11 protein-coding genes and 1 other RNA gene are annotated in these 15,445 nt (G+C 70.5%); 3 read left to right on the forward strand and 9 right to left on the reverse strand.

The annotated features are described in order from the left end of the window. Both ACZ4N4_RS44560 and ACZ4N4_RS44565 read left to right on the forward strand, forming a co-directional pair. Positions 1-3,924, forward strand: a 3,924-nt coding sequence (locus ACZ4N4_RS44560) for a DUF6531 domain-containing protein (protein ID WP_467600107.1), incomplete at its 5' end; no start/stop codon positions are given. Then, complete coding sequence (locus ACZ4N4_RS44565; protein WP_453383686.1) at positions 3,921-4,253, forward strand: hypothetical protein; 333 nt, start codon at positions 3,921-3,923, stop codon at positions 4,251-4,253. The genes ACZ4N4_RS44560 and ACZ4N4_RS44565, both read left to right, overlap by 4 nt. 7 nt (positions 4,254-4,260) lie before the next feature. Here the strand turns inward: ACZ4N4_RS44565 and ACZ4N4_RS44570 are convergent, their stop codons facing one another. From ACZ4N4_RS44570 to ACZ4N4_RS44585, 4 genes are all read right to left on the reverse strand, one after another. After that, positions 4,261-5,451 (reverse strand): acyltransferase family protein, encoded by a 1,191-nt coding sequence (locus ACZ4N4_RS44570; protein ID WP_467600110.1) that lies wholly within the window; start codon positions 5,449-5,451, stop codon positions 4,261-4,263. Beyond that, the gene (locus tag ACZ4N4_RS44575) at positions 5,448-7,691 is read right to left on the reverse strand and encodes a polysaccharide deacetylase family protein (protein WP_467600113.1); all 2,244 of its coding nucleotides are present in this window, start codon (positions 7,689-7,691) and stop codon (positions 5,448-5,450) included. Before ACZ4N4_RS44575 ends, ACZ4N4_RS44570 begins: the two co-directional genes overlap by 4 nt. After that, complete coding sequence (locus ACZ4N4_RS44580; protein ID WP_467600116.1) at positions 7,691-8,659, reverse strand: hypothetical protein; 969 nt, start codon at positions 8,657-8,659, stop codon at positions 7,691-7,693. The genes ACZ4N4_RS44575 and ACZ4N4_RS44580 overlap by 1 nt, the downstream gene beginning before the upstream one ends. 192 nt (positions 8,660-8,851) lie before the next feature. Continuing rightward, positions 8,852-9,823 (reverse strand): LysR family transcriptional regulator, encoded by a 972-nt coding sequence (locus tag ACZ4N4_RS44585; protein ID WP_467600118.1) that lies wholly within the window; start codon positions 9,821-9,823, stop codon positions 8,852-8,854. Positions 9,824-9,907: 84 nt separating this feature from the next. Between ACZ4N4_RS44585 and ACZ4N4_RS44590 the strand changes: the two genes are divergently transcribed. Next, a complete protein-coding gene (locus ACZ4N4_RS44590) occupies positions 9,908-11,353 on the forward strand; it encodes an MFS transporter (protein ID WP_467600121.1) in 1,446 nt (481 codons plus the stop codon). Between the two features lie 87 nt (positions 11,354-11,440). On the opposite strand, the gene ACZ4N4_RS44595 is transcribed toward ACZ4N4_RS44590, so the two are convergent. The 5 genes from ACZ4N4_RS44595 to smpB form a co-directional block, all read right to left on the reverse strand. Continuing rightward, positions 11,441-12,826, reverse strand: a complete 1,386-nt coding sequence (locus ACZ4N4_RS44595) for a hypothetical protein (RefSeq protein WP_467600124.1) — start codon at positions 12,824-12,826, stop codon at positions 11,441-11,443. Positions 12,827-12,848: 22 nt separating this feature from the next. Beyond that, positions 12,849-13,328 (reverse strand): hypothetical protein, encoded by a 480-nt coding sequence (locus ACZ4N4_RS44600; RefSeq protein WP_467600127.1) that lies wholly within the window; start codon positions 13,326-13,328, stop codon positions 12,849-12,851. A gap of 121 nt (positions 13,329-13,449) precedes the next feature. Then, positions 13,450-14,193: a hypothetical protein gene (locus tag ACZ4N4_RS44605; RefSeq protein WP_467600130.1), complete on the reverse strand. Its 744-nt coding sequence runs from the start codon at positions 14,191-14,193 to the stop codon at positions 13,450-13,452. A 171-nt stretch (positions 14,194-14,364) separates the two neighbouring features. Further along, positions 14,365-14,752, reverse strand: a transfer-messenger RNA (tmRNA) gene (gene ssrA / locus ACZ4N4_RS44610). A gap of 101 nt (positions 14,753-14,853) precedes the next feature. Further along, positions 14,854-15,396, reverse strand: coding sequence for an SsrA-binding protein SmpB (smpB, locus tag ACZ4N4_RS44615; RefSeq protein WP_351701596.1), 543 nt, complete (start codon positions 15,394-15,396; stop codon positions 14,854-14,856). Positions 15,397-15,445: the final 49 nt, after the last annotated feature.

Genomic DNA, 15,445 nt, shown 5'->3' on the forward strand with positions numbered 1-15,445 from the left:
GTCGGCCACTGGTTCGAGGACAACTGGGACACCATCGTCACGGTCTGCAAGGTCGTCGTCGCGGTCGTCGGCATCATCGCGATGATCATCGGCGGCCCGATCCTCGGCGCGATCGTGCTCGTCGCCGCCCTCGTCGTGCTCGCCGACACGCTCTACAAATACTCCAAAGGCCAAGCCTCGCTATGGGATGTGGCGTTCGCGGCCCTGGACTGCATACCCGGCGGCAAGGGCATCACCAGCCTCGGCAAACTCGCCAAGGGATTGAAGACCTTGGGCAAGGGCGGTCTGAAAGGCATGGCCTTGGCCCTGAAGGGGATGGGGCCAAGGCTCAAGGGTCTGGGCCGGGAGATGAAGAGTCTCTTCACCTGCGGCGACCCCATTGACATGGCCACCGGGCAGATGGTCATGTCGATCGCGGACCTGTCCCTGCCCGGTGTCCTGCCGGTCGTCGTGGAGCGCAGCCACCGCACCGGAGTTCAGGCCGGCGGCTGGTTCGGACCGAATTGGACCTCGACGCTTGATCAACGGCTGATCTTCGACGATGACGGCATCCGGTTCGTCGCGTCCGATGGCACTGTCCTGTACTACGCGATCCCGGAGCCGGGCGAAACGACGGGTCCGATACTCGGCCCCCACTGGCCACTCACGCAGGGCGGTTTGCCCGACGCGGGCTTCGCACTGCGGCAGCCGGAGACGGACACGACGCTGCGGTTCCGCCGCCTACCGGGCGGCCCGGCGAATGAACTCCCCTTGGTCGGTGTGCAGGACCGCCACGGCAACACACTCACCCTGCACCACGCCGAGGACGGCTCCCCGTCGGAACTGATCCATCACGGGGGGTACCGCGTCAGCATCAGCACGGCGGGCGGCCGGGTGACGGCCCTGGCTCTCCTCAGCGCGCCCGGCGAGCCCACACTCCTGAGATACGGATACGACGCGGACGGCCGTCTCACGGACGTCGTCGACTCCTCTTCCGTACCTCAGCGCTACAGCTACGACGAGCGGCTGCGCGTCACGGGCTGGCAGAGCAGAACAGGCGACTGGTACCGCTACGCATACGACGACGAAGACCGCTGCGTCCGCACGGGCGGTGACGACGGCGTACTCGCCTACCACTACAACTACGACACCGACACCCGCACCACGATGGCCACGGACTCCCTGGGTCACTCGATCACCTACGTGTTCGACGAGAACCACCGTCCCCTGCGCGAGACCGATCCGTTGGGGCACAGCACCCTGCGCGACTGGGACGATCTCGGTCGGCTCGTGGCACAGACCGATCCGCTCGGTCACACCACGCGCCACGGTTACGACGCTGCTGGAAACCTGACTCGGACCGTGCGCCCGGACGGCGCCGTGGTGTCGTTGGAGTACGACGACTACGGCCACGTCACCAAGGTGACGCAACCCGACGGCAGCGTGTGGCAGTCGGTCTACGACGAGTGGGGCAACCGGGTGGCGGTCATCGACCCCCTGGGTGCCACGACGGCCTTCACCTTCGACGAACGAGGCGGCCTCACCGGCATCGTCGACGCACTCGGCGAGCGCCAGCAGACGCTCGTCAACGATGCCGCGGGCCTGGTCGTCGGCGTCACCGACGTCCTGGGGGCGACCGAGAGACTCGTTCGGGACGCCTTCGGCCGTATCACCGAACTCACCGACGGCTTCGGCGCGGTCACGCGAGTGGGCTGGACCCTGGAAGGGCAGCTCGCGTGGCGCCACCTCCCCAATGGGAGCACCGAGCAGTGGACGTACGACGCCGAGGGCAACCCCCTGGAGTACCGCTCCTCGAACGGCAGGCACACCAGGTACGAGAACACCCACTTCGATCTCTGCACCTTGCGGGAGGACGAGGACGGGAGCGTCGAACGCTTCGCGTACGACAGCGAGCTCAGACTCCGCAGCGTGACCAACGGCGCCGGAATGAGCTGGAGTTACGAGTACGACGGGGTCGGCCGGCTGGTCGCCGAGACGGACTTCAACGGCCGTACTCTCACCTACGGCTACGACGCGGCGGGGCGGCTCGTCCAACGGACCAATGGGGCGGGTGAGATCACGCGTCTGCGCCACGACGTCCTCGGAAACGTCGTCGCCATGGATGCCGACGGCGCCACCACCACGTACGAGTACGACCTGCGCGGCAGACTCGTCGGGGCCAGGAACACCGAAGTCGAGCTGCGCCGGGAACTCGACGCGGCGGGCCGTCTGCTCACCGAGTCGTGGAACGGCCGGGAGGTCCGCTCCGAGTACGACGCCGCGGGCCGCCGGGTACTGCGCAGGACGCCGAGCGGCGCGGTCACCCGATGGGCCTACCAGCTCGGGAGGCGAGAGGTCGTCCAGCGGATCGGGGAACACGATCTCACCTTCCGGTACGACGTCGCGGGGCGTGAGATCGAGCGGGTGATGGGGGAGGCCGCCCGCTTGACACAGGACTGGGACAGCGAGGGGCTGCGTACCACCCAGCGAATACTGACCGCAGCCGGTGACACCCGGCAGCGGATCTTCCAGCACCGTGCCGACGGCGCGCTCACCGAGATCCACGACTCCCGCCATGGCCCGCGGACCTTCACCTTCGACCGCTCCGGAAGGGTGACAGCGGTGCACGCCGGCGTCGGCCGGGAGGAGACCTACCGATACGACGCGGTCGGCAACCTCACCGCCTTCACCACATCGGCAGCCGTCCGGGACGAGGAGACGGGGCCCGGCGATCGCAGCTACTCGGGCACCCTCATCGAGCGTGCCGGCCGAACCCGCTATCACCACGACGATCAGGGCCGGGTCGTCCGCAGAGTCACCGGGCTCATCTCCGGCGGCAGGCGCGAGTGGCACTACGCGTGGAACGCCGTAGACCAGCTCACGGACGTACTGACACCGGACGGCCGTCGCTGGCACTACGTCTACGACCCCGTCGGCAGGCGGGTGGCGAAACAGATGCTCGCCGCCGATGGGACCGTCCTCGACGAGACGCGGTTCTACTGGGACGAGGACGATCTCGCCGAGCAGGCCGCCGGGACCGTCAGTACGGTCTGGGACTGGGCCGGTGGCCCGGCGCCGGTGGGGCAGCGCGTGCGTGAGGCCCGTCCGCTCGGCCCCGGGACGTCCCAGGAGGAGATCGACGAGCGCTTCTACGTTATCGTCACGGATCTTCTGGGCACCCCGACGGAAATGGTGGACACCGAGGGCGGTGTCGTATGGACGCAGTCGTCCACGCTCTGGGGGGTCCCCGTCGTCTCGACGGCAGCCCCGCAGGTCGACTGCCCGCTGCGCTTTCCCGGGCAGTACGTCGACGCGGAGACGGGGCTCCACTACAACTACCACCGCTACTACGAGCCCGGCACCGCCCGTTACCTCAGCCCTGACCCGCTGGGGCGGACCCCTGCCCCAAACCCTCACGCCTATGTGAAGAACCCGCTCCAGTGGAAGGACCCGCTGGGGCTCAAGGCTCCGTGTCTCGTCGATCTCTACCATGGGACGCTCGGCCAGCACGCGGACAGCATCATGGCGAACGGGATCGACATGACGGCCTCGGCCCGCAAGATGGACTTCGGGAGGGGCGGCTTCTACGTCACGAACGATGCCCGGCAGGCCCTGGACTGGGCGAAGAAGCTGGCGAACGACAGGGGCGGGGTGCCGGCCGTCATCCACTTCAAGGTACCCAAGGCCCAGCTGGAGGGGTTGCGGAGCAAGATCTTCAGCGGGCCGGGGGACGACGTGGCCGAGTTCATCCGGCATAACCGCAACGGTGGCGCCATGCACAACTACGAGCTGGTTGAGGGGCCGATGCTGCGTAACCTCAAGGGATTCCTGAGGGAAGGGAAGCCCCCCGTGCTGAACGGGCACCAGATCGCGATCTTCGGTGACAGGGCCGCCGAGCTCTTCACTGGCTCCGTTTTCCGACGAGTAGGACCTCCGACACCATGACAACGGAATTCTTGATGGATCTCGACGAGGGAATGGTCGAGTACTTCCGCGACATCGCGAACGAGATGATCTCGCGGTTCGGTATTTCTCGGGCGGAAGCGGTGGCCAGGATCAACGAGCGGTATCACGACTCGGAGATCTCTGCGTACCCCGATCTCATGTGCCACGAGTTCCCGGAGTACTGGTCGTACGGCCTGTACTACTACCCGAACGAGTCCGGACGCCTGCCGACCGGTGACGAGGACGACGACGAGGGCTTCGACATGTCCGCCCTGCGCGTCCGCCCCGCGCCTCCGACGGACTCGCCCTACTGGACGCTCGGGACCTGACCGCCCTTCACGATCGACGGCGAGGTCTTCCCCGCCGTCCCCCGTCCGGCCACCACCGCGGTCTCCGGGCCGCCGCCACGTCCTCCACCCACCCGAAGGCCAGCACCGCCGCCGCGATCAGGGGCCACACCAGCACGAACGTCCAGAAGCCGTACGTCGAGTCCAGCAGGGACGCCGCCCGGTCGGAGGCCATGAAGGGCAGGTTGTACGCCTCGTCGATGATCGGGAACGTTGCCATGATCAGCACGTTGTGCCAGAGGTAGATGGTCACCGCCCGGTTGTTGGCAAGGGTGATCGGTCTGTCCCAGCGGCGCAGGCGGCCCGGCAGCTCCCGCCATGACGGGGAGTACTGCAACAACAGCACCACGGCCCCGAACGACCAGCAGGCCTGCGCCAACGGGATGTCGTTCAGGTCCCAGCCCTCGGGGCCCGGGTGGCCCGACGCCCACCACAGGCCCACCGCCATCACCAGGCAGGACAGCGAGACCGCCGCGTATCGCGGGACCCGCGCCAGCGCGCCCTCGTGGTGGGCGAAGCCCAGGATCCAGCAGCCGCCGTACACCGCGAAGTCGGTCACCGCGTCGCCGGTTTCGCCGGGGACGGACACCACTCCCGTGCCCACCACCGCCGTCAGCGCCAGCGGCGCCAGCACCGTCGGCAGCGGCGCCCTGCGGAACGCCCGCAGCAGGAGCGGGGACAGGAGCACGAACCAGAGGTAGGCGCGCAGGTACCACAGCGGGCCCGCCGCCTGTTCCGCCCAGGTGTCGTCCAGCAACCCCGAGGCTGAGCCCAGGTGTTCGGGGTACGGCGGGGCGCCGATCGGCAGGAAGTAGTCGATCAGCCTGCCCCAGCCGGCCCAACCGCTGCCCACGTCGGGGTCGTTCAGCGGGTGCCAGCCGGCCGTCAGCATCATGGTCAGCAGGACCGCGCTGAACAGCCAGAGTGGCGGCAGGAGTCGGCGGAGCCTGCCCCGGATCACGTTCGCCGCCGGGCGGCCCAGGCTGCGTGCCATCAGCGAGCCGGCCAGCGCGAACATCACGCCCATGGAGGGGAAGAGGATGGTCAGCCAGGGCCAGCCGAACAGGTGGTAGACCACCACGCGGAGCAGGGCCAGCGAGCGGAGCAGGTCCAGGTAGCGGTCCCGGCCGCCGGTTCCGGGCTTCCCCGTTCGGACGGGGGCCGCTTCTGCCTGTGTCATGCCGCCTGCCTCCCCTTCGCCTTCGCCTGGTCGGCGCCGCCGCCCGGCGCCTCCACCACCCCCGTGCGCCGCAGCTTCTGCCAGCGCAGCCGGCCGCCGGTGAGGGCCGTGATCCAGGACTGGAGCAGCACGACGTACATCAGCTGGCGGTAGAGGATCTGCTGGAGAGGGAGCGAGACGAGATGGGTCATGCGTTCGCGGTCCAGGCGAAAGGCGTAGGCCGCGCAGACCGCCTGCACGGCCAGTACGCCCAGCCATGCGCCGATCGTCCGCTGCGTCGGTCCGAAGACGATGCCGTAGAGGAGGAACGCGTCGATCAGGGGGGCCAGGAGGGGGGCCACCACCATGAAGAGCGAGACCAGGGGGAGGCCGACGCGGCCGAAGCGGCCCGACGGTCCACGGTCCAGGAGCGCCCCGCGGTGTTTCCAGATCGCCTGCATGGTGCCGTACGACCAGCGGTAGCGCTGGGACCAGAGCTGGGAGACGGACTCCGGGGCCTCGGTCCAGGCCCGTGCCCGTTCGGCGTACACCACCCGCCAGCCGTCCCGGTGGATGGCCATCGTGATGTCGGTGTCCTCGGCGAGGGTGTCGTCGCTCATGCCGCCGACCCGTTCCAGGGCGGTACGGCGGAACGCGCCCACCGCGCCCGGGATCGTCGGCATGCAGCGCAGTACGTCGTACATCCGGCGGTCCAGGTTGAAGCCCATCACGTACTCGATGTGCTGCCAGGCGCCGATCAGCGAGTCCCGGTTGCCGACCTTCGCGTTGCCGGCGACGGCGCCGACCCGCGGATCGCCGAAGGGCTGGACCAGCTCCCGTACCGTGGCCGGTTCGAAGACCGTGTCGCCGTCCATCATCACGACGATGTCGTGGCGGGCGTTGACCAGGCCCCTGTTGAGGGCGGCGGGCTTGCCCGCGTTCACCTGGCGGATCACCCGGACGCCGGGCAGGTCCAGGTCCGTCACGATCTCCGCCGTGCCGTCCGTCGAACCGTCGTCGACGACGAGGATCTCGATCGGGTGCTCGCTCGCGGTCAGTGAACGGACCGTGTTCTCGATGCACTTGGCCTCGTTGTACGCGGGGACCAGGACGGAGACCGGATCCGTGACCGGCCGGCCCCACGTGAATCCCCTGCGGCGGACCCTGCGGGTGTGTACGAAGGAGAGCCAGAGCATCAGGGCGAACCGGGCCAGCACCGCCACACCGACCACCGCGAGGCCGGCCACCAGCACGTTCGTGACGCCGTCCGCCGCCTGGACCAGGGAGATCCACGCCCTGCCCTGCCAGAGGTCGGCGCCGGTGACCGGGGTGTGGGCGCTCGGCGCGTTCAGGGCCTCGGTGAGGTTGCCGAGGGTGTAGCCGCGGTGCTGGAGCAGCGGAATGAAGCGGTCCAGTGCCTGGACGGTCTGGTGGCGGTCGCCGCCCGAGTCGTGCATGAGGACGATCGCGCCCTTGCCGTCGTGCGGGGTCGCGTTGCGGACGATGGCGGCGACGCCCGGCTTGCGCCAGTCCTCGCTGTCCGTGTTGTTGACGACCGTGATGTAGCCGCGGCTGCCGATGTACCGGGTCACCGGCCAGGAACGGTTGTCCATGGCGTCGGCGAAGGAGGAGTACGGCGGCCGGAACAGGGACGTCCGGATGCCGGCCGCGCCGGTGATCGCCAGCTGGGTCTGGGACAGCTCCCAGTCGATGCGCTTCTTCGACTGGTACGACAGATCGGGGTGGCTGAAGGTGTGCACGCCGACCTCGTGTCCCTCGGCCACCATGCGCCGCACCAGCTGCGGATAGCGGGAGGTCATGGTGCCGGTGACGAAGAAGACGGCGTGCGCGTGGTGCTTCTTCAGGACGTCCAGGACCTTCGGGGTCCAGGTCGGGTCGGGGCCGTCGTCGAAGGTGAGGACCAGGTGGTGGTCGGGGATGCGCAGTGACGTCGTACGGCCGCCCCGGGTGTCGATGACCGGGCCGCCGTCCAGGATCTTCTCCGGCACCTTCTCGGAGGAGGCCTCGGGGCGGACGCGGTGGTCGGCGAGGATCTCGCTGTGGACGTAGCCGCGCAGCATCAGCATCGCCATCACGGCGCCGAGCACCAGCACGGGCAGCGTCAGGCGCATGGGCAGGCGGCGGCGCCGGGAGCCCTCGGTGAGCGGTGCGGGGGCGGTTCCATGACGACGGGTACGGGTGCCGGTCCGGGTACTGCTGCGGGTACGGGTGCCGGTTCGGGTACGGCTGCGGGACGCCATCACAGGACGGGGGTGGGAGAGGTGCCGGTCCCGGTCCGGGGGGCCGCGCCCTCCGCGACCGGACCGCCGGTCGGCGCGGCCGAATCGCTGGGCGAGGGCGGCGCCGACGACGCGGGCGGGGTCGGAGTGGCCGACGTGGGCGCCGAGACGGACGGCGAGGGCGGCACGGACGACGCCCCGGCCTTCGGCGAGGAGCCCGCCGTCCCCGCGGACGACGTCGGCTGCGCGGACGTCGACGCGCTCGGCCGGCCGGCCCCCTTCTTCCCCGCCCCGGGCGCCCGGGAGGAGGCGCGGGCGGACGGGGTCCTGCCGTCGCCGCTCACGGCCGGACCGGCCACCGGGACGCCGTCCCCCGAGGACCCGGCGCCCGGGGCGGGCTGCGGCGAGTCGTCGACCTTGCCGGCCGGCCGGTCGTGGTTCTGCCCGGGCACCGGCAGCCAGGGCGCGTCGGAACTGCCGGACAGCAGGGTTACGACGATGACGACCGCGTAGACCGCGCAGGCGAGGCCGACGGCCATCCCGATCCTGCGGAACCGGCGACTGCGGCGCCCCGACTCGTCGACGAAGACCGGAGCGTCGGAGAGCTCCGCCGCACCGGTCGGCCGTATCCGTACCGCACCGACGTCGACCGGGGCGGCCACCCGGTCCGGGCCCTGGAAGGAGCCCGGGCCCTGGAAGGAGCCCGGGCCCCGGAAGGAGTCCGGGTCCTCGGCAGCGAACGGCCCCTCCGCGCCGGCCGGGACCGCGCGAGCCCCGCCGCCCGGGATCACGCCCCACGGATCCCGTAGCGCACCGACCCGCAGCACCTCGGTCATCCCGGTCGCCTCGGTCGTCCCGGTCGCCGCGGTCGTACCGGGCACCCCGGACGTCCCGGTCACCCCGGCGCCGTCGGCTCCCCGGGCGGCCTCCTCCGGTGCGTCTCCGCCCGCCAGTGGCACATCCCGGGCATCCAGGGCCGCCTGGGGCAATTCCGGTTGGGTTTCTTCTCGCCAATTTTTCACGCGCACGCATCCCCCCACGGGAGTGTTCCGGGCGCGCTGACGAACCCGAGCACACGTCATCGGATCCGGGCCCCCACCCGGTTCCGAACGCCCCCTTCTAGCTCTCCGCGCTCGGGGCCATGAAGCTAGCGCACGAGGGGAGGCCACGTTCCCGATGTGTCATTTGTGGTCGTCCATCACATCTTGATCACTGGCCGGAATCCATCCATCGGACGGCCACCGAAGCCAGCCCTCCGCCCGCCCGATCTCGGCGGCCGCCCGCCGCAGCGCGTCCACTCCCGGATGGACCAGCCCCTTTCGCCACACGAGCGACACGGGCGACAAGGGGACGGGGTCTACCAGGGGCCGCGAGACCGTCCCAGGTATGGCCGGAAATCCCACTACCCCGAGGATCGGATTCCGGTTCTTGGCCATGATGCGCTCGAACTCCTCCTCTCCGACGGCCAGCGGCAGGGGCGGCGCGACCGCGATACCCCGCCCCTCGAAGAGAGAGAACGCCAGGTCAGTCCATTCCAGCGTGCGCTCGTTCCCCGCGCCGGCGTACACCGTCTCGCCCGCCAGCGCGGCCAACGGCACCTCCGCCAGTCCCGCCAGCCGGTGATCCGAGGGAATGATTACGGCCATTCGTTCGAGCCGTACGGGCTGTTGTTCGAGCCCGGAGCGCAGCGCCGGATCCAGTCCCGCGAACCGTCCGAAGGACGCGTCGAGCCGCCCGGCGAGGAGTTCGGCCGCCGCTCCGGTGAGCCCGCTCTCGTAGCGGGCCATCAGCTCCCCGTCGGGGGCGAGTTCACGGGCGCGGTGCAGCACCCGGCGGCCGGTCTCCAGACCCGGGGAGTTGAGGTCCACCAGCAGCGGCCGGGCCTGCCCGAACGCGGCGAGCAGCGCGTCCTGGGCGGCCAGCACCCGGCGGGCGTACGGCAGCAGCCGGGCACCGTCGGCGGTCAGGGCGACCTGCCGGGTGGTCCGGAGGAACAGCTCGGCGCCCAGCTCCCGCTCCAGCCGCCGTACATCACGGCTCAGGGCCTGCTGGGCGACGTACAGCCGGGTGGCGGCGCGAGTGAAGTGCAACTCCTCGGCGACGGTCACGAAGACACGCAGCAACCGGGGATCGATGTGGGCGGGCGCTGACATCACGCGAACTTACAACACGGGTGCGTGAATCGGCACCGAGCAGGTGTTGGACCCCTTGATCGGCCCTGGGCGACGGTGATGGACATGCCGCATCCGACCGAGCCGACCGCCCCGAAGCCCCGCCCACAGGCCCCTCCGAGGCCGCACCCGCAGGACCCTCCGCACCCCCTCTACACCGTCACCGCCGACGCCCTCGTCGCCGTCGACTTCGGCCCCCGCACCCACCACCGCACTCGCGGCCGCTCCGGCTCCCGCACCACCGCCCTCTCCCACCGTCCCCGCCGCCCACCCGGCCCCTACCGCCGGCTCTTCGCCCTCCCGGGCGCCCGCGCCTTCACCGCCGGGAACCTGCTGGCCCGGCTGCCCATGGGCATGTTCAGTGTCAGCGCGGTCGTCATGATCGCCGGTGCCCGTGGTTCGTACGCCCTCGCCGGTGCCGTCACCGCGACCGGCCTCGCGGCGACCGGGGTGGCCGGGCCATGGGTGGCACGGCTGGTCGACCGGTACGGCCAGGCGCGGGTCGCCGTACCCACCACCGTCACCGCGGTGCTCGGCAGCCTCGCCCTGCTGCTCTGCGTCCGCTTCGGCGCCCCGGACTGGACCCTGTTCGCCGCCTACGCGGCCACCGCCACCACGCCCAACCTCGGCGGCATGTCCCGGGCCCGCTGGGCCCATCTGCTGCGCGCGGACCCGGATGCCCTGCACACTGCGAACTCCTTCGAACAGGCCGCGGACGAACTGTGTTTCATGCTCGGCCCGGTGCTGGCTTCCTTCCTGACCGGCACGTTCTTCCCGGAGGCCGGCACGCTGGTCGGCGCGGTCCTGCTGCTGTCCGGCATGCTGCTGTTCACCGCCCAGCGGTCCACCGAGCCGCCGCCCCGGCCCACCCGCACCGGAAAGGGCCCCCTGCCCATCCCTTCCCTCCTCGCCTGCTTCGTCGCGACCGGCGCGGTGTTCGGCTCGATGGAGGTGGTCACGATCGCCTACGCCGACGCCCAGGGCCACCGTGCGGCGGCCGGTGCCGTCCTCGCCCTCCAGGCGGCCGGCTCCTGCGCGGCGGGACTGGTGTACGGGGCGATCCGGCCGACCGGACCGGCCGAACGGCGGCTGCCGGTCTGCCTGTTGTCGATGGCGGCCCTGATGCTCCTCCCCCTCCTCGCGGCCCGCACCGCCGACAGCCTGTGGGCGCTGGCGGCCGCCCTGCTCGTGGCCGGCATGGCGACCGCGCCGACCATGGTGACCGCGATGACCCTGGTCCAGGACCGCACTCCCGAGGAGCGTCTCAACGAGGGGATGAGCCTGGTCGTGACCGCCCTGCTGACCGGCATCGCGGCAGGCTCCGCACTGGGCGGCTGGGCGGCGGAACACGTCTCGCCGACGGCCGCCTTCGCCGCACCGGCCGCGGCGGCCGTCACAGCCCTTGTGGTCAACACGGCCGGCCGAACGGTGAACATGGCGAGATCGTCGAGGCGGCCCGGATCGACGGCGCGAACACGTGGCAGATCCTGGTCCGGATCGTCGTCCCGGTGAGCCGGCCCACCCTGGGCGTCCTGCTGGTCTTCTTCATCTGGACCTGAGTTCACCGACGGCCACGGTGAAGCAGGCGGTCGGGAGCGATCAGTCGGCGTCGATCAGGTACTGCACGTCGGAGACGTGGTACTCGCCGTACCCGATGCGCTCGCCGATCGCCTCGTAGCGGCCGTACTGCTCCCGGGTGAGCGGTACGGCCAGCGTGCTCAGGACGCGGAGGAACAGTCGGAAGCCGAGATCGGGATCGATCCGGGTGACCACGTGTTCCAGGGCGGCCATGACGTCCGCGGCGGGAACGGGGCGCCAGTGCGGACTGGCGACCTCGTCCACCACGACGGCCGCCGTCTCCCGTACTTCCCGCAGCACCGTGCCGGCGAGTTCCGTACGGGCGGGCGCCACCACGGGTGTGTACGCGGGGGCGGCCTCCGCCAGCCGCTCCCGGCACACGTCCGCGATCAGCCGCAGCCAGTCACGGCCTTCGACGCGCCCCGGTGTGCCCGAGGCTCCGACCCACAGCGCGCAGACCGCGGCGTCGGACAGCGCGGACCGCAGCAGGCGGAGTGTGTCCTCCAGGAGGACGGCGGCCGCGGAGCCCGGGGTCTGCCCGACGTCGTCGCCGTCCGCCGCGTCGCGGATCTCCTCCCGGCTTCCGGACCAGTCCTGGTGTGCCTTGCCCGCGAGGTGGGAGAGCCCGAAGTCCCAGACGGTGTCGCGGCGGGCGGTGTCGATCGGCGGCCACGCGATGTCGAGACCGGACTCGACGAGCGCGGAGTGGTGCTCGAACCTCTCGGCGAGCGCCTGGAACCGGTCGTACCACGCCTTGTCGATCCGAACGGAGTGGACCTTCAAGGTCCGCAGGAGGAGCCGGAACGCGAGTTCGGGACTGGCGTGGGCGGCCACCTCTTCGAGGGCCGCGATGGTGTCGGCGGAAGGCGGGGCAGCCGCCGTCCGCTCGCGGCAGAACCGTATCTCCGCGACGACGTCGTCACGCACCTCGTCGGGCTTCGGCGGCCGGGCGTCCCAGATCGGGGACGGCGCCGGGCGCCGCCCGGGGACCTGCCGGGGCGGACGGGCGGCGCAGGTCTCGTCGACGCGCCGCAGCCAGTCACGTGCGCTCATGCCGTGCGCCGCCGGATCCCACCGGCCTCCGGCGGCGGCTCGCCACACCGTCCGGATCGTTTCGTCCGTCAGCGGTGAGGCGACGAGAGCGCGCACGTCCTCGCGCAGATCGTCGGCGTACCCCCACTCGTCGTGGCTGGTGTCGTAGCCGAAGCTGCTGCGCTGTTCCGCGCTGAGGTGGTCGACGGTGTACACCGGGCGGTCGAGGTCGTAGGCATCGAGCTTCGCGGTGACGAGATCGAGTGCCGTGCCGGTGTCCCGCGGGGTGGCCGAGAGGGCGAACGCCTCGGTCAGCCCGCTGAGCCCGAAGTCCCCGTAGTAGTCCACGTAATACGGTTCCTGACGTCCCGTCATGGCCGCCGCCTCCCCTTCCCGGTCAGAGCGACGGCTCCGCGGTCGGCACGGCCCGGCGCCTGCGTCCGCGCAGCAGGTTCCTGACGGTACGTATCCGCCACGCGGTGAAGCCGAGGATGACGACGCCGGTGAGGGTCGGGATCTTCCAACTGCCGGAGCCGTCACGGGTGGCGGTGTGGTCGCCGGGGCCGTCGACGAGGGCGGGCAGGGTCCCGTCGGCGGGACGGGAGTCGACCACCCCGTCGACGGTGACGGCGCTGACGCCGACGGTGTGGTCGGTGGCCGCGAACGAGCCCTCGCAGGCCCAGCCGTCCTGCCACAGGTCGCTCAAACCGCCGGTCGCGGGCGTGCAGTCGGAGACGGTGACCGTGCCGGGGACGCCGGTCGCCTCGGCGTAGGCCTGCTGGACACCGTGCACGGTCAGGAACAGCCCGAAGACGAGCCCGACGAGGCCGAGGGATATCTCGCGGGGCAGCGGAGGGAGAAAACGGAGCAGGAACATGGGCGGACGGGTCCTTCACGAAGTCGGCCAGCGAGGGCAGTGGGAACGCCACCGGACCACGGACTCGTACCGGTGCTGGGACAAGGTAAGGCCCGCACCCGGGTGCGTGCCCCCCTATCGCCTACAACTTCCTTTCGCCCTGCCAGGTGAGGGCCGTCATCATGGACAGGCCGCCGTGGGCCAGGCCCCGGTAGGTCACCCTCCGAGCGGGGCCGACCTCGTGGGCGACGCGTCCGGCCAGCTCCTTCCCGTCGTGGAACAGCCGCTGCCACGCGTCGTCGTACCTGCCTTCCTCCCGGTCCCGCAGGTCCAGGTTCAGCGTGGTGTCGATGGCCTCCGCCCACGCGTACAGGTCGGCTACGAGTTCTTCGGACAGGTCCAGCCCGGCGGCGGGATCGTCGGGGAAGAAGTCCCCGAATCCCTCGGCGCGCAGCGGGCCGAACCGGAACTCGCCCTCGACCGTGAGGTCGACCGGGTACGCGGGTGCGCCGTGGCTGTCGCGTTCCCAGTGCAGGCGGTCGCAGCTCCAGCACACCCACTTCGCCGTCCGGTGGCGCTCGTCCCAGAAGCGCAACGGCCACGACGGCCCGAGCCGCACGGCCAGTCGCCGGGCGTTCACCAGACCCCGCGCGACGTGCCTGCGCAGCTCCGGGCGGGAGGTGAAGCCCTCCGGCGGGCGCGACAGCGACCAGGAGCTCAGCGCGTCCGCCAGCTCTGCCGGAAGGGCCAGCCGGCCGTCGTCCAGCGGGACGTTGCGGGTGAAGGCGGCGGGATCCTCGTGAGTCCCGGAGTCCTGCGGCACGTACAGCGGAGACGGCTCGCCGCGGGCCTGCACGAGCAGGTCCCGCGGTTCTTGGTGGGTCATCCGGGGTTCACTCCGATCACGTGTCCGTCGCCGGCCACGGTCCTGTCGGCGCCGACGGCCTCGGGGACCGGCGGCCTCGCGTACTCCGCCGGCGGCATGACGAAGGCCCCGCCGCTCGGAAGCGTCGGGGCCTTCGCCCACATGGGATGTGGAGGTCCGGGGACCTCCTGATCGTGGAGATGGCGGGAATCGAACCCGCGTCCAACGGTGCAAAAGCAGGGCTTCTCCGTGTGCAGTTCGCTGTGATTTTCTCGGCCCCGGCGATCACGCGAACAAGTCGCCGACGGGCCCAGTCACTGTTTGATTTCCCATCGAACCCCGTGACCGGGCTCGATGGTTTAGTCCCCTAGATTATGCCAGGGTCCGGGTCGGGAACACCCCCGGGCTGACACCCGTTAAGGGCCTTCACTCACTGCTTATTAGGCAGCGAGGGCGAAGGCGCGGGAATCGCTCTTGGAATTGGCGATTATTGGTTGCGACATATGGTTAACGAGATCATTGCCGCTTCCTCGACACGCTTCCCCTGTTTCAACATCCGCTGTCGAAACCGATCATCCCCATGTTGATTTTTCAATGCGCACACCCGGGCTTCCCCTGGTGTTGGTGCCATCGTACGTGACCAACGCACGTCGATGCCACCGTATTCCCGGCGGCTTCGCCCTACTGGCCGCGCTGCTTCCGCTTCGCCGCCGCGATCGCCCGGTCCGACTCCCGCCGGTCCTGCTGCTCGCGCAGGGTCTGCCGCTTGTCGTACTCCTTCTTGCCGCGGGCGAGCGCGATCTCCGCCTTGGCGCGGCCGTCCTTGAAGTAGATGGCGAGCGGCACGATCGTGTGGCCCGTCTCCTGGGACTTGGCCTCCAGCTTGTCGATCTCCTCCCGGTGCAGCAGCAGCTTGCGCTTGCGGCGCACCGAGTGGTTGGTCCAGGTGCCCTGGCTGTACTCGGGGATGTGGGCGTTGTGCAGCCACGCCTCGTTCCCGTCGATCTGCACGAAGCCGTCGGTCAGCGAGGTGCGGCCCTGGCGGAGCGACTTCACCTCGGTGCCGGACAGCACGATGCCGGCCTCGTAGGTGTCGATGATCGCGTAGTCGTGCCGCGCCTTCTTGTTCTGCGCGACGATCTTGCGCTTGCCGCCCTTCTCGCCGTCCCTGGCTTTGGCGGCCGTCCCCTGCTGCTTCTGCTGGGACTCTTTCGGTACGTACATTCCCTTGGCCATAGTGCCCTCCATTTTCGCACTACGGAGGGGGTGCGAG

Source organism: Streptomyces sp. NPDC026538, assembly GCF_055567535.1.

Excerpts from the sequence above, each read along its gene's own strand:
- ACZ4N4_RS44565 (WP_453383686.1), top strand. The coding sequence starts at position 3,921 with ATGACAACGGAATTCTTGATGGATCTCGACGAGGGAATGGTCGAGTAC.
- ACZ4N4_RS44570 (WP_467600110.1), bottom strand. The coding sequence starts at position 5,451 with ATGACACAGGCAGAAGCGGCCCCCGTCCGAACGGGGAAGCCCGGAACC.
- ACZ4N4_RS44575 (WP_467600113.1), bottom strand. The coding sequence starts at position 7,691 with ATGGCGTCCCGCAGCCGTACCCGAACCGGCACCCGTACCCGCAGCAGT.
- ACZ4N4_RS44585 (WP_467600118.1), bottom strand. The coding sequence starts at position 9,823 with ATGTCAGCGCCCGCCCACATCGATCCCCGGTTGCTGCGTGTCTTCGTG.
- ACZ4N4_RS44590 (WP_467600121.1), top strand. The coding sequence starts at position 9,908 with ATGCCGCATCCGACCGAGCCGACCGCCCCGAAGCCCCGCCCACAGGCC.
- ACZ4N4_RS44595 (WP_467600124.1), bottom strand. The coding sequence starts at position 12,826 with ATGACGGGACGTCAGGAACCGTATTACGTGGACTACTACGGGGACTTC.
- ACZ4N4_RS44600 (WP_467600127.1), bottom strand. The coding sequence starts at position 13,328 with ATGTTCCTGCTCCGTTTTCTCCCTCCGCTGCCCCGCGAGATATCCCTC.
- ACZ4N4_RS44605 (WP_467600130.1), bottom strand. The coding sequence starts at position 14,193 with ATGACCCACCAAGAACCGCGGGACCTGCTCGTGCAGGCCCGCGGCGAG.
- smpB (WP_351701596.1), bottom strand. The coding sequence starts at position 15,396 with ATGTACGTACCGAAAGAGTCCCAGCAGAAGCAGCAGGGGACGGCCGCC.